General features: G+C 73.7%; 13 protein-coding genes, 3 tRNA genes and 1 pseudogene. 9 read left to right on the forward strand and 8 right to left on the reverse strand.

Annotated elements, in window-relative coordinates; genetic code table 11:
* Positions 1-36: 36 nt before the first annotated feature.
* Entirely contained in the window at positions 37-618 is a 582-nt protein-coding gene (locus ABTY04_RS19585; protein ID WP_352214604.1) for a hypothetical protein, read from the forward strand.
* Between the two features lie 102 nt (positions 619-720).
* On the opposite strand, the pseudogene ABTY04_RS19590 reads toward ABTY04_RS19585, so the two are convergent.
* Positions 721-849: pseudogene (locus ABTY04_RS19590) on the reverse strand (esterase/lipase family protein); the annotation flags it as partial.
* Positions 850-1,221: 372 nt separating this feature from the next.
* Between ABTY04_RS19590 and ABTY04_RS19595 the strand changes: the two are divergent.
* Both ABTY04_RS19595 and ABTY04_RS19600 read left to right on the forward strand, forming a co-directional pair.
* Positions 1,222-2,259 (forward strand): rod shape-determining protein, encoded by a 1,038-nt coding sequence (locus tag ABTY04_RS19595; protein WP_352214605.1) that lies wholly within the window; start codon positions 1,222-1,224, stop codon positions 2,257-2,259.
* Positions 2,256-3,827: a GAF domain-containing protein gene (locus ABTY04_RS19600; protein WP_352214606.1), complete on the forward strand. Its 1,572-nt coding sequence runs from the start codon at positions 2,256-2,258 to the stop codon at positions 3,825-3,827. The genes ABTY04_RS19595 and ABTY04_RS19600 overlap by 4 nt, the downstream gene beginning before the upstream one ends.
* A gap of 26 nt (positions 3,828-3,853) precedes the next feature.
* Here the strand turns inward: ABTY04_RS19600 and ABTY04_RS19605 are convergent, their stop codons facing one another.
* Positions 3,854-4,300: an Lrp/AsnC family transcriptional regulator gene (locus tag ABTY04_RS19605; RefSeq protein ID WP_352214607.1), complete on the reverse strand. Its 447-nt coding sequence runs from the start codon at positions 4,298-4,300 to the stop codon at positions 3,854-3,856.
* 70 nt (positions 4,301-4,370) lie between these two features.
* Here ABTY04_RS19605 and ABTY04_RS19610 point away from each other — a divergent pair, with 70 nt between their 5' ends.
* The 3 genes from ABTY04_RS19610 (at position 4,371) to ABTY04_RS19620 (ending at position 6,863) form a co-directional block, all read left to right on the forward strand.
* Complete coding sequence (locus tag ABTY04_RS19610) at positions 4,371-5,015, forward strand: LysE family transporter (RefSeq protein ID WP_352214608.1); 645 nt, start codon at positions 4,371-4,373, stop codon at positions 5,013-5,015.
* 17 nt (positions 5,016-5,032) lie between these two features.
* Positions 5,033-6,403 carry a carboxyl transferase domain-containing protein gene (locus ABTY04_RS19615; protein WP_352214609.1) on the forward strand — a complete coding sequence of 457 codons (1,371 nt, stop codon included), beginning with the start codon at positions 5,033-5,035 and terminating at the stop codon, positions 6,401-6,403.
* 85 nt (positions 6,404-6,488) lie between these two features.
* Positions 6,489-6,863, forward strand: coding sequence for a hypothetical protein (locus ABTY04_RS19620; RefSeq protein ID WP_352214610.1), 375 nt, complete (start codon positions 6,489-6,491; stop codon positions 6,861-6,863).
* A gap of 24 nt (positions 6,864-6,887) precedes the next feature.
* On the opposite strand, the gene ABTY04_RS19625 is transcribed toward ABTY04_RS19620, so the two are convergent.
* Positions 6,888-8,150, reverse strand: a complete 1,263-nt coding sequence (locus ABTY04_RS19625; protein WP_352214611.1) for an MFS transporter — start codon at positions 8,148-8,150, stop codon at positions 6,888-6,890.
* A 214-nt stretch (positions 8,151-8,364) separates the two neighbouring features.
* Between ABTY04_RS19625 and ABTY04_RS19630 the strand changes: the two genes are divergently transcribed.
* On the forward strand, positions 8,365-9,531 hold the full coding sequence (locus ABTY04_RS19630) for a carboxylate-amine ligase (protein ID WP_352214612.1): 1,167 nt from the start codon (positions 8,365-8,367) through the stop codon (positions 9,529-9,531).
* Positions 9,532-9,637: 106 nt separating this feature from the next.
* On the opposite strand, the gene ABTY04_RS19635 is transcribed toward ABTY04_RS19630, so the two are convergent.
* The 5 genes from ABTY04_RS19635 to ABTY04_RS19655 all read right to left on the reverse strand — a co-directional run bounded on the left by ABTY04_RS19635 (position 9,638) and on the right by ABTY04_RS19655 (position 11,055).
* Positions 9,638-9,940, reverse strand: coding sequence for a hypothetical protein (locus ABTY04_RS19635; RefSeq protein ID WP_352214613.1), 303 nt, complete (start codon positions 9,938-9,940; stop codon positions 9,638-9,640).
* A 19-nt stretch (positions 9,941-9,959) separates the two neighbouring features.
* Positions 9,960-10,526, reverse strand: a complete 567-nt coding sequence (locus ABTY04_RS19640; RefSeq protein WP_352214614.1) for a hypothetical protein — start codon at positions 10,524-10,526, stop codon at positions 9,960-9,962.
* A 119-nt stretch (positions 10,527-10,645) separates the two neighbouring features.
* Positions 10,646-10,719 (reverse strand) — tRNA-Ile (locus tag ABTY04_RS19645).
* Between the two features lie 185 nt (positions 10,720-10,904).
* A tRNA-Asn gene (locus ABTY04_RS19650) sits at positions 10,905-10,977 on the reverse strand.
* Positions 10,978-10,982: 5 nt separating this feature from the next.
* Positions 10,983-11,055: transfer RNA gene (locus ABTY04_RS19655), tRNA-Asn, on the reverse strand.
* A gap of 145 nt (positions 11,056-11,200) precedes the next feature.
* On the opposite strand from ABTY04_RS19655, the gene ABTY04_RS19660 reads away from it, so the two are divergent.
* Positions 11,201-11,503, forward strand: coding sequence for a YtxH domain-containing protein (locus ABTY04_RS19660; RefSeq protein ID WP_352214615.1), 303 nt, complete (start codon positions 11,201-11,203; stop codon positions 11,501-11,503).
* A 74-nt stretch (positions 11,504-11,577) separates the two neighbouring features.
* Positions 11,578-13,035: an FGGY family carbohydrate kinase gene (locus ABTY04_RS19665; protein ID WP_352214616.1), complete on the forward strand. Its 1,458-nt coding sequence runs from the start codon at positions 11,578-11,580 to the stop codon at positions 13,033-13,035.
* The last annotated feature ends 99 nt before the right edge of the window (positions 13,036-13,134 follow it).

Raw genomic sequence — 13,134 nt, forward strand, 5'->3', positions numbered from 1 at the left:
GGGTTCGTAAAGGTCCTGTGTGGAATCGTGGCTCACATGACTCCGTCCGCACCTCCCGGACCCTTCGGTCCGGCCGCCTTCCAACTCGTTCTGCTGCGCCGTATGGCGGACTTCCGGCCGGACCTCGCCGACGAGGCGCGGCAGCGGCTGGGCGCCTCTCTCGCCGAGCAGCGCGAGGCGAACAAGCGCTGGCAGGCGATGGTGCGCTCGCCCCGTTCACGCGGGGCGCTGGCCCGCTACCGCTCGGTGCTCGGACCCCCGGAGTCGACGGCCGCCCGCACCATCGGCGACCTGGAATGCGAGGCCCTGCTGTGGCCGGTGCCGCTCTGGCCCGACCTGCGCTTCGAGGTGCTGGCCGCGCCGGACGGGGCGGTGTGGAACGAGTGGCTGGTGCGGGCCCCGGGCGCGCGGGGGCCCGTACTGGAAACGCCGCAGGACCTGCGGCCCTGGTCGGCCACGGTGGACGAGGTGGCGCGGGCCTTCGCCCCGGTGCGCCCGATGGAGGGCACCGCGCCGACCCGGTGGCGGCTGGCGTTCACCGCACAGAGGCGTCCGTGCGTGGCGGAGTTCACGTACGGCCTGCTCCAGCGCGTCTCGGTCGACGGAGTCGAGGTCTAGGAGGCGGGTCCGGGAGGCGGGTCCGGGAGGCGGGGTCACGAGGCGGCCTGCGAGCGAGCCCAGGGAGTGCGCCACGATGTCGACCCTGGCGGCCCCGGTCTGCCGGCGGACCAGGTCGACGTACGCGCCGAGCTGCCCGGCCAGGACCTCGTTGACCGAGCGGTGCGTGTCGTAACCCCACGAGAAGAGCTCCGCGTCCGTGTACCCGGCGGCGCGCAGATCCTCGCGCATGCCGCCCCAGACGCCCGGGTCGGCGTTGTAGCCGTGCACGAAGACGACCGGGTTGTGCGGCTGCACAGACGTGGCGTCACGGGCCGGGAAGGGTGCGAGCAATGCCGGCAGAACGCCAAGAGCGCGACCGGCTTCTGGCGGGGCGTCAGCATCGTGTCCCCTTTACCTTGTTACGCACGAGTAGCGCGGACGATGCGGGCACCGTGTTGCCTGTCGGTACAGAAATCCACCCCCGTGCAGCACTTCCCACCCCGTGCGCCACACCCGACCGGAGCAGCCCAGCGGGCGATACGCCCCATTCACCCGAGAAGATATGAAATGCAACCGGCAGTCGCCGGTCTTCTTGCGTCAGCGCTCTCGGGAGGATCTGCCGTGACCGTCAGTCTTGAGCAGTTGCGCCGCTGCCACGTCGCCGTCGACCTGGGAGCGGCCAGGACCCGCGTGTACGTCAAGGGCGCCGGCCTGGTCGTCGACGAGCCCAGCGCCGCCGCCGTGAACACCCGCACCGGCGCACTCATCGCGGTCGGGGCCTTCGCCGAGCGGATGACGGGCCGCACGCCCGACTACATCCGCGTCATGCGCCCCGTCTCCGGCGGGACCGTCGTCGACATCGAGATGGCCCAGCGGATGCTGCGCCACCTGCTCGGCGAGAAGCTGCGCCGCGCCCTGCGCCGCAAGCCCCGGCTGCGGGCCGCCGCCTGCACCCCGCACGACGCCGACCCGCTCGCCCAGCGGGCCGCCGTGGAGACGTTGGTCGGGCTCGGGGCCCGGCGCGTCGAACTCGTCGACACCCTGATCGCGGCGGCCGTCGGCTGCGGCCTGCCCGTGGAGCAGCCGACCGCGACGATGATCATGGTGTGCGGGGCCGCAGCCACCCAGGTCGCCGTCCTCTCCCTCGGCTCGATCGTCACCGCCCAGCGGATCCCGGTCGGCGGCGAGGCCATCGACCACGCCGTCGTCCAGCACCTGCGCCACGCCCACGAGCTGATGCTGCCCAGCCAGGCCGTCCGGCCGCTCCAGCTGGCCCTGCACGGCAACGGCATCACCGACGAGGGTCCCGCCTCCACCCTCATCCACGGCCGGGACGTGGCCACCGGGCTGGCCCGCTCGGTCCACGTGGACACCGCCGCCGTACGGGACGCCATCCACACCCCGCTGACCGCCGTCCTCGACGGCATCGGCAAGGTGCTGCGCGCCTGCCCGCCGGACCTGGTCGCCGACCTGACGGACCGGGGGATCATGATGGTCGGAGGCAGCGCCCTGCTGCCGGGCCTGGACCAGATGCTGCGCGACGCCACCGGCATGCCCGTCGCCATCGCGGAACGGCCGGACGTGTGCGCCGTGCTCGGACTCGGCATGATGCTCGAAGGGAAGATCGCCCCGATGGTCCTCAACCCGCTGGCCGGATGACGGACGCGGCGCCCGAGCCGACCGCTCCCGGGGAACGGCCCGGTCTGCCCGCCCTCCTGGAAGCGGTGCTCTGCGTCAGCTCCGAACTGGAACTCCGGGCCACCCTCCAGCACATCGTGGACTCGGCAACCGGGCTGTGCGCGGCCCGGTACGGAGCGCTCGGGGTCGTCGACCCCGAGCGCCTCCGGCTGACCGAGCTGTACACGGCCGGGCTGAGCGACGCGGAGCGCGACGCGATCCCCCGCCTGCCCGACGGGCATTCGGGCCTGACCGGCGCGCTGATCAGCGATCCCCGCCCGCTGCTGCTGGAGGACCTGACGAAGGACCCGCGTTCGGAGGGGATCCCGCCGGGCCATCCCCCCATGCACACCTTCCTCGGCGTCCCGATCCGGGTCCACACGGAGGTCTTCGGCAACCTCTACCTCACCGAGAAGCAGGGCGGCGGCCCGTTCACGGACGAGGACCTCGCACTGGTGCGGGTTCTGGCCTCCCAGGCGGGGATGGCGATCGGCAACGCCCGGCTGTACGAGACGGTGCGCCGCCGGGAGCGCTGGATCGAGGGCGCCGCCGCGGTCACCACCACCCTGCTGACCGGCCGCCCGGCCGCCGACGCGCTGATGTGCGTGGCCGAACGAGCCCGGCTGCTCGCGGACGCGGCGGCCGGGGTGGTCCTCCAGCCGACCCCGGAGGGCGGCATGGAGATCGTGGCCGCCTCCACGCACGGGGACGCCGGGGACCTGGTCGGCACCGCCATCGCGCCCGGTTCGGCGGTCCTGGAACAGCTCTTGGGCGGCGAGCCGGTGTTCATCGAGGACTCGGCGACGGACCCGCGGATGACGACGCACGTGCGGGAACGATTCGGCCCGAGCATGATGCTCCCGCTCCAGAGCGGCGGCCGGCTGATCGGCACCCTCGCCCTGCCCCGCGCCCGGGGCGGGCGCCCGTACGACGCCGTGGACCGGCTGCTGGCCTCGCAGTTCGCCTCCCAGGCAGCGCTGGCCCTCGTACTGGCCGACGCGCAGCACGACCGCGAGCAGCTCGCCGTCTACGAGGACCGCGACCGGATCGCGCGGGACCTGCACGATCTGGTGGTCCAGCGGCTGTTCGCGACCGAGATGATGCTGGAGAGCACGAAGAAGCGGTCGGCGACCGCGCCGTCCGGGGACACGGTCGGCGAGGAACTCGGCCGGGCGGTGGACGAACTCGACTCCACCATCCAGGATGTCCGCACCGCCATCTTCGCCCTCCAGCAGCCGCCGACCGACGCTCCAACGACCTTCCGGGGCCGGGTCCTGCGGGAGACGGCCGGCGCGGCCGTCCTGCTGGGCTTCCATCCCTCGGTGCACTTCGCGGGCGCGGTGGACGCCCTGCTCACGGAGCCGGTGGCGGGGGACCTCCTCGCCGCCCTGCGCGGCGCCCTGGCCGCGGCCCACCGGCGCTCGGGGGTCACCTCCATCGAGGCCAGGGTGGACGCGACCCCGGACCGGGTCCGCCTGACGGTCACGGACGACGGCCTCACGGAGGCGGGGACCCGGGGGACGACACTGCGGTGGGAGTCGGCGCTCTAGGCATACTGCGCCCCCGCCCTGTCGCCCTACGGGGTCGAGGCCGCGGGCCGGTGCGCGGCCCTCAGCGCGATCCGCGTACTGGACTGGGCCACCCCGGCCTCCAGCTTGAGCCGGCGCAGCAGCGCGTCGAGCGCGGCTGGGTCGGCGGCGCGGGCCCGCACGAGGTAGTCGTACTCCCCCGTCACGTGCACCACCTCGGTGATCCCGGGGAGCCGGGTCACCTGCTGCTCGAACTCCTCGTTGGTGGTGTCCTGGCGCAGGGTGAGGTCGATGAAGACCACGAGCCCGCCCCGGGTGTCGGCGGCCGGATCCACGATCACGGTGAACCCGCGGATCACCCCGTCCCGCCGCATCCGGCGCACCCGGTCGGCGGTGGCGTTGGCACTGAGTCCGACGCGGACGCCGAGATCGCGGTAAGAGATCCGCGCATCCTGCTGCAGGATGCCGAGGATTTCCCTGTCGAGGCGGTCCATACCGCGATTCTCGCAGTCAGAGCCGATATGCGCCGCACGACGCATGCGCCCGCACCCCACCCTCCCCTCCATGAACGGACTTCTCTCCCCCGCCCTGTCGGGCGCGGCCGCGGGCCTGGGCGTGGCGATGCCGATGGGTGCGATGAGCGTGCTGCTGCTCCAGGAGGCGGTGCGCCACCGCCGCACGGCGGTGGCCGCGGCGGCGGGCATCGCCACGGCCGACCTCGGCTACGCGGCCCTCGCCACCGCACTGGGCCCCTGGGTCGCCTCCCACGTCTCCCCGGTCGAGGCCTGGATCCGCCTGGCGTCCGCGGCGATCCTGCTGTCCCTGGCCGCCCACGGCCTTCACCGCTCCACCCGCGCCCCGGGGCCCGGCCCCGACCCCTCGGCCCCGCCGGCCGGCTCGGCGGCGGGGGCCGCCAGGGCGTACGGACGGTACGTCGGCCTCACCGCGGTGAACCCCACCACCGCCCTCTACTTCGCCGCCCTCACCACCGCCCAGGCCACCGCCCTCACCGCTCCCGCCCCCGCCGCCGCCTTCCTCACCGGTGTCGCCGCCGCGTCCCTCCTCTGGCAGCAGGCCCTCGTCGCCGTCGGCGCCCTCGCCGGCCGCAGGATCTCCCCCGCCGCCCGCGCCTGGACCTTCCGCCTCGGCTACGGCCTCGTCGCGGCCTACGCCGTGAAGATCGCCGTCCCCCTGCCGGACCTGGCTTAACCCCATAGGGTGATCCCGTGACGACGACCCGCCTCTCGGCCCGCGCGGCCATCGCCTCCGTGACCGACCCCGGCAGCTTCGCCGAACTACCGGTTCCGCACTGGGAATCGGCCGCCGACGGCCCTCTCACCTGGGCCGGCTACGACGACTCCCGCGCCCACGCCGCCACGCGGACCGGCGAACAGGAGTCCGTCGTCACCGGAACCGCCCTCATCGGCGGCCGCCAAACGGCCGTGATCTCCTTCGAGTTCGGCTTCCTCGGCGGCTCCCTCGGCGAACGCACCGGAGACCGGCTCGAAGCCGCGTACACGTACGCTCGCGAACACCGCCTCCCCCTCGTGTCCCTGATCGCCACCGGCGGCTCCCGGATGCAGGAGGGCATGCTCGCGCTGACCCAACTCCAGCGCGTGGCCCGCCAGTCCGTCCTGACCCGGGCCGCCGGCCTGCCGCAGATCGCCGTGCTTCGCGATCCCACCACCGGCGGCGGCTGGGCCACGCTCGGCGCCGGGGCGGACGTCGTGCTCGCGCTGCCGGGTGCACAGGTCGGCTTCGCGGGCTCCCGGGTGCGTCCGGCGGACGCGGACCCGGCGGCGTACACCGCCGAGGGGCAGTACGCCGCCGGGCACGTGGACGCCGTGGTCCCGGCCGCCGAGCTGGCCGCGACACTGGGCGACTGGCTCCGCGTCCTGGCCGCGCCCCGCTCCGCCGGGCCGGTCGAGCCGCCGGCGGCGCTGTGCCGCGTACCCGACTGCCCGCCCCCGGCAACCGGCTGGGACGCCGTACAGCAGGCCCGCCACCCGGACCGGCCGCGCGCCGAGGCGTACCTGGACGCGTACTTCACGCTCCGTCTCCCCCTCTCCGGGGACCGGGCGGGCGGCACGGACCCGGGGATGCTGTGCGGATTCGGGCTGCGGGAGGGCCGGGCCGTCGCGTACACCGCCCAGTGCGGCACCGCGACCCGCCCCGCGGGGTACCGTACGGCGGCTCGCGCGATCCGCCTCGCAGACCGCCTCGGCATCCCCGTGCTCACCCTGGTGGACACCCCCGGCGCGGCCAACGACGCCGCTGCGGAACGCGCGGGCGCCGGGGCGGCCATCGCGGACACCTTCGCGGCGGTCGCGGCGGCCGGGGTCCCGGTGACCACCCTCCTGATCGGCGAGGGGGGCTCGGGCGGAGCCCTCGCCCTGGCCTCGCCGGGGAACACGTGGGTCACCCCGGACAGCTACTTCTCGGTGATCGCCCCCGAACTGGCGGCGGCCATCCTCAAGCGCGCCCCCTCCGAGGCCCCGGCCACGGCGGACCAACTCCGCATCCGTCCCCAGGACCTGGTCTCCCTGGGCGTCGCCCGCGGCGTGGTGGACCCCCATCGCCCCGGACCGGCCGGGTGAGCCGCCGCCCTCGCGGAGACGGCCCGCGCGGCTTCCGGTAGGTACCGCCGGGACCCGCCCGGCGGCCCCGTTCCCGGAGCCGTCCATGTCACGCACCGCCCACCACGTCCGCTCCCGCCACCGGCCGGAGCCCGGCGCCGCGCTCCGCGACGAGCGCGTCCACGCCGTGCTCGTCCACGCCGTGCTCGTCCACGACCTGCGGTTCAGCGCCCGCTGCCTCGCCGAGGCCTCGCGTGCCGGCCGCCGCGCCCGGCCGCAAGCCCTCCGGCACCGCGTCACGATCCGCCGGCTGCCGCGCCTGCTGCGTGACTCCTCCGTGGCCGTCATGGCCGCGCAGGAGGAGCGCCGCGCTCGGCAACGCCTGCGCGCCGACGTCCGCGCGGTGCTGCTCCTCGGCCGCGCCGAGGACGCGGACGTCCTGCCCGCACGTCACCGGCACGGTGCGCTCTGGCTCGCCTGAGCGCTGCCCGGTCCGGGTACCGCGTCACGCCTGCGGCGACCTCGCGTCGTACCGGGCGAACCCGCGCCAGCGCAGGGCCAGCAGGACCAGCACCAGCACGCACCCGAGCCCGCCGCCCGTGATGGCCACGGCCGGGGAGGTCAGGTCGGCGACGGTCCCGGCGAGGAAGTCGCCGAGCCGGGGCCCGCCCGCGACGACCACGATGAACACGCCCTGGAGGCGGCCGCGCATCTCGTCCGGGGTCGCGGCCTGCATCATCGTGGAGCGGAACACCATCGAGATGGTGTCGGCCCAGCCGGCCAGCGCCAGGAAGAACAGCCCCAGCCACAGGTTCCGGGTGAGCCCGAAGACGGCGATGGCCAGGCCCCAGGCGGCCACGGAGATCAGGATCGCCAGCCCGTGCCGGCGGATCCGGCCCTGCCAGCCGGAGAACAGCCCGCCCAGCAGCGCCCCGACGGCGGGCGCGGCCACCAGGAGGCCGACGGTCTTGGCGTCGCCGCCGTACCAGAGCACGGCGATGGCCGGGAACAGCGCCTTCGGCTGGGCCAGCACCATGGCGGCCATGTCGGAGAAGAAGGTCATCCGGATGTTCGGCCGGGTGCCGAGGAAGCGCAGCCCGTCCAGTACGGAGGCCCGCCCGCGCCTGCCGCTCTCCCGCTCGGGCAGCATCGCCGGCAGCCGCCACACCGCGTAGAGCGCGGCGCAGAAGGTGACGGCGTCGATCAGGTACGCGGCCTGGTAGCCCCACCAGCCGACGGTGAGCCCGCCGAGCACCGGGCCGATCATCGTCCCGGAGGTCATCGTCACCGAGTTCAGCGCGTTGGCGGCGGGCAGCTGCTCGGTCGGCAGGAGCCGCGGGATCATGGCGGACCGGGCGGGTCCGTTGAGGGCGCCGCAGACCGCCTGGAGCGCGACGACCGTGTACAGGAGCCAGACCCGGTGGTAGTCGAGCAGCGCGGCGCCGGCCAGCGCGATCGACAGGCCCGTCAGGCCGAGGGAGCTGTACAGGCCGAGCTTGCGCCGGTCCACGGTGTCGGCGATGGCTCCGCCGTAGAGCCCGAAGACGACGAGCGGGACGAGGGCGAAGAGTCCGACGAGCCCGACGGAGAAGCTGGACCGGGTGATGTCGTAGACCTGGAGCGAGATCGCGAGGGCGGTCATCGCCTGGCCCATCCAGGAGATGGTGCTGCCGACCCACAGCCGCCGGTAGTCCGGGGACGTACGCAACGGGGTCAGGTCCGCGAATATCCGCGTCGGGCGTCGGGTGGGGGTGCTCGTGCCGGTCACAGCGGATGATAACCGGCGGCCGGTCGGCAGCCGTGGGCATTATCCGGCCTGTTCACGCACCCGCAACAGTCGCCCCACCCGGACCCGGGGCCTCAGGCCGGGCCCGCCCCTACCGGTAACTCGCCACTGCCGCAGGACATTTGACTGAATCGACGTGCGCTCCTCCCCTCGTGTTCCGCTCATGATGAAAGACTCGTATGTCCAGGGAGGCGTAGTGATCGAACCTGGCAACAGCACCACGAGCACCGGCGGCGCGGACAACGGAGTCCACGCGTCCCCCCTCACAGCCCCGCTGACCGTGGGTGTCGAGGAGGAGTTCCTCCTCGTCGACACCCGTACCTTCCGGGTGGTCCCGGCCGCCCCGCTCGTCCTGGCCACCGCCGCGGGCCTGCCCCACGAAGTGCACCCCGAGGGCACCCGCTACCAGGTGGAGATCTCCACCCCGGTCGCCGACTCGGCGCCCGCGCTGCGCGAGGAGCTCGCCACCCTGCGGCGCACCCTCGCGCGGGCGGCCCGCGCGCACGGCTGCCGACTGCTGGCCGCGCCCTCGCCGGTCGTGGCCGTGGCGGGACCGCTGCACCTGACCGACGACGAGCCGCGCCAGCGCGAGCAGCACCGCCGCTTCGGCGCGCTCACCGACACCCTGGTCAGCTGCGGCCGCCACATCCACGTCGGCACCTTCGACGTGGACACGGCGGTGGCGGTGTCGAACCGGGTCAGACCATGGCTGCCCACGCTGATCGCGCTGGCCGCCAACTCGCCGTTCTGGGGCGGCCGTGACACCGGTCACGCCAGCTGGCGGGCGATGGCCTGGTCGGGCTGGCCCTCTGCCGGGCTGCCCCCGCACTTCACGTCCACGGCCCACTTCCGTCGCTCGGTGGAGACCCTGCTCGGCTCCGGGGCGGCCCTGGACACCAAGATGGTCTACTGGGACCTGCGCCCGTCCGGGCACTGGCCGACGCTCGAGATCCGGGCGCCCGACATGTCCGCGGACATCGACACGGCGATCCTCCAGGCCGAGCTGGTCCGCGCCCTGGTGGCGACCACCCTGCGGGACATCGCGGAGCAGCGTCCCGAACCGGCGCTGCGGGACGACGTACTGCGCCTCGCGCGCTGGCGGGCGGCCCACGACGGCCTGGAGGGCTTCGGCCTCGACCCGTACACGGGCGCAGAACTCCCGGCGGCGGACCTGGCGGAGGCCCTGCTGGACCTGGTCGCCCCGGAACTGGCGGCGTCGGGCGAGCTCGACCACGCGGCCAAGACCCTGGCAGGCCTCCTCCGCGACGGCTCGGGCGCCCACCGCCAACGCGCGGCCTACGCCCGCCGCCAGGACCTGGACGACGTACTGCGCCACCTGGCGGACGAAACGGAGAACTTCTAGCACCCGATACGCCGAAGCCGCAGGCGGGAACGTCTCTTCGCCTGCGGCTGTCCCGGGCTCGGCGCCGACCGCCGGAGGGGCGACGACGCGCCGCCGAATCGCACCGTCAGCCGATGGCCACGCGGAAGCTGCTCCCGTTGCGCGCGCCGAGCCGTGCGGTCACTCGGAGTTCGGACATCGAACCGTCCACCGTGAACTCCTCGTGCCCCACGCCCAGCCGGGCCGTCCGTTGTCCGCGATAGCGGAAGTACACCGCCAAGCGGTGCGCCCCGGCCTCGACGGCGACCTCCGTCGTTCCCCACGCCGCTTCCCGCTCGACGCCGTCGATCTCCACCAGCGGCCTGGTGAAGGCTCGGTGGAACGGCAGCGCGACCAGGGAAGGCCGGATGTCGACCATCAGTTTCGTCATCAGCAGATCCTTGGATCGATCAGGAGGAACCGAGTACCGATTCCGGACGGAATCCACGTGCGGCACCGACCAGGGCGCACACCGTGATCAGGGCGGTGATGCCGCCTGCGCCGATCAGCAGCCTGATCGGTCCGAGTTCGGTCAGGCCGAGCGCCAGCGCCAGCAGGGCTCCGAAGCCGGGCGCCATGGCGACCATGCTGACGAGCGCACCGCCATGGCCCGCAAGGCCTGCCTGCCCCGGTTGGGCCAGACGCGGGAAGAGCAGGCTGAGCATAAGGGCGAGGGCGGCACCTGCCCAGGCCGCCAGCAGGGGCAGGCCAAGGGCCAATGCCAGGTATCCACCGTCCGGCGAAAGGCTGTCGTGGTGGAGCCAGTCGGAGATGGCCAGGGCCAGTGCTCCGAGCACGGTCATCACCGCCCACTGGCTGGTGGTGACGACGAGGGCGTAACCGAGCAGCCCGCCGGCGATGCCGGCCGCGGTGTACGGAGCCGCCAGCATCGCCTCCAGCGCGCCGACCCCGGCTTCGACGCCGATGACGTTCCGTACGGCCAGGCCCGCGCCGAGGGTGCCGTGTACGGCCACCACGCCGGGAATCAGCGTCAGCAGAAGGCCGGCGGCGACCGTGGGGCCATACGCCCTTCGAGACCTGGCGATGAGAAGTAAATAGCCCCAGGTCAGAACGTTTCTTCTGACCTGGGGCGCCGTGGGGCGGGTGGGACTCGAACCCACGGCCGACGGATTATGAGTCCGCTGCTCTAACCGGCTGAGCTACCGCCCCTTCACGGCGTGGCGCGTACATGTGTGCGCGCCGTCTGCCGCAGCATAGCCGCTCATACGATCTCCTGCCTCGGATGCCTCGCATGATCGGCTTCGCCTGCTGAGGGAGACCGTTCTGAGGGCTGCCCGGTTCCAGGGCCAGGGCAAAAAAAGAAGAGGACCCACACGGGGTCCTCTTCCCTCACGCTCCCCCGGCTGGACTCGAACCAGCAACCCTCCGGTTAACAGCCGAATGCTCTGCCAATTGAGCTACAGGGGACTGCGCTCCCCCGACTGGACTCGAACCAGTAACCTGCCGGTTAACAGCCGGCTGCTCTGCCAATTGAGCTACAGGGGATTGCTGCGGTGCATCGAACAGCCCACCTCCGGCCTTGCCGGGGGGCGAGCGCCCGTTGCGAGTCATAGATTAGCGCAAGCAGGGGGGTGCTCCGCCAATCGGTATCGCCAGCGGGCCGGGCACCACACGACGAAGGGTGACAGGCATGCGGTACAAGGTCACGTTCATGGTCGGACTGGCCCTCGGATACGTGCTCGGGACCCGTGCCGGGCGCGAGCGTTACGAGCAGCTGAAGAAGTCCGCCCGCGGGCTCGCGCAGAACCCCGCGGTGCGCAATGCCGCCGAGACCGCCGGGCAGACGGGGCGCGAGTACGCCGGGAAGGCTTTCGCCGCCGTGAGCCACAAGGTCGCCGACGCGGTGCCCGCCTCCGTGGCCGGGCGGGTGCGGGGACTGCGTGACCGCACCGGTGGCGGCTCCGAGGACGACTGGGGCACGAGCAACACCTGAGCCGGCAGGTTCCCCTGGGATCCGGCGCATTCGGGGCGGCGGATCCCGCCCCGGCGTGCGGCAGAATTCTCCGTATGGGGATAGTCGCCGGGCTGGACAGCTCTTCCGCCTTCACTCGCATCGTCGTCTGTGACACCGAAACGGGTGCTGTGCTGCGTCAGGGGTACGCGCCCCACCCGCAGCCCGCCGGCGATCCCAAGAGCGTCCACCCCCACGAGACCGACCCGCAGGCCTGGCTGCTCTCCCTCGGCGAGGCCGCCGGCGGCGGGCTCCTCGAAGGCGTCCAGGCCATAGGAGTCTCCGCACAGCAGCACGGGCTGCTGCCCCTGGACCAGCAGGGCGCCCTCGTACGTCCGGCCCTGATCGGCAACGACAAGCGCGGCCAGGTCGCCGCCGCCGACCTCATCGAGGCGCTCGGCGGCCGACAGGCCTGGGCCCAGGCCGTCGGATCCGTCCCGCAGTCCGCGCAGCCGGTGACGAAGCTGGCCTGGCTGGCCCGCGCCGAGCCGGACGCGGCCCGGCGGGTGGCCGTGCTGATGTCCGCACACGACTGGCTGGTCTGGCAGCTGCTCGGCCGGCCCGCCCGGCGGACCACGGACCGGGGCGGCGCCTCGGCCACCGGGTACTGGTCGCCGGCCACCGGTTCCTACCGCCCCGACCTGGTCGAGCTGGCGCTCGGGCACATGGCGCTGCTGCCCGAGGTGCTCGGGCCGGCCGAGGCCGCCGGGATGACGCCGGAGGGGCTGCTGATCTCCGCCGGCACCGGGGAGACCATGGCCGCCGCGCTCGGGCTGGGCCTCGGCCCCGGCGACGCGGTGGTCTCGCTGGGCGCGTCCGGCTCGGTGATGGCCGTGCACCACGAGGCACTGTCGGAGCCGGGCGGTCTGATCACCTCCCTGGCCGACGCGGCCGGCATGCACCTGCCGGTGGTGAACACCTCCAACGCCGTACGGGCGCTGCGCGGCACCGCCGAGCTGCTGGGCACCGACCTCGACGGGCTGTCCGAGCTCGCGCTGAAGTCGACGCCGGGTGCGCACGGGCTCGTACTCCTGCCGTACCTGGAGGGTGAGCGGACGCCGAACCTGCCGCACACCGCAGGGACCCTGTCCGGGCTGCGCCGGGACTCGATGAAGCCGGAGCACCTGGCGCGGGCCGCGTTCGAGGGCATGCTGTGCGGGCTGGTCGACGCGCTCGACGTGCTGCGTTCGCGCGGGGTCGAGATCCGCCGGGTGTTCCTGCTGGGCGCGGCGGCGGAGCTGCCCGCCGTACAGGCCGCCGCTCCGGGGCTGTTCGGCACGCAGGTCGTCGTGCCCGCGCCCGCCGACTACGCGGCGCTGGGCGCGGCGCGCCAGGCCGCCTGGGCGCTCGGCGTACAGCAGGGCACGCTGGCCCCGCACACGCCGCCGGTGTGGCCGGGCCCCGCGGCGCAGGTCTTCGAGCCGGGCGAGGAGTACCCGGCCTGGCAGGCGGTGCGCCAGCAGTACATCGCGACGCGGGAGCAGATCCACCCCGGGGCGTTCGCCGGCTGCTGACGGGTCCTGCCGGGGCGGGGACCGCCTCGGGCGCGGGGACTACTGCCATCGCAGTAGTGCGGCGGCCGGTCTCCTCCTTTTGACCGGGCTTTGCGAAAA

The sequence above is a fragment of the Streptomyces sp. NPDC097981 genome, from assembly GCF_040302565.1.
Taxonomy (GTDB): domain Bacteria; phylum Actinomycetota; class Actinomycetes; order Streptomycetales; family Streptomycetaceae; genus Streptomyces.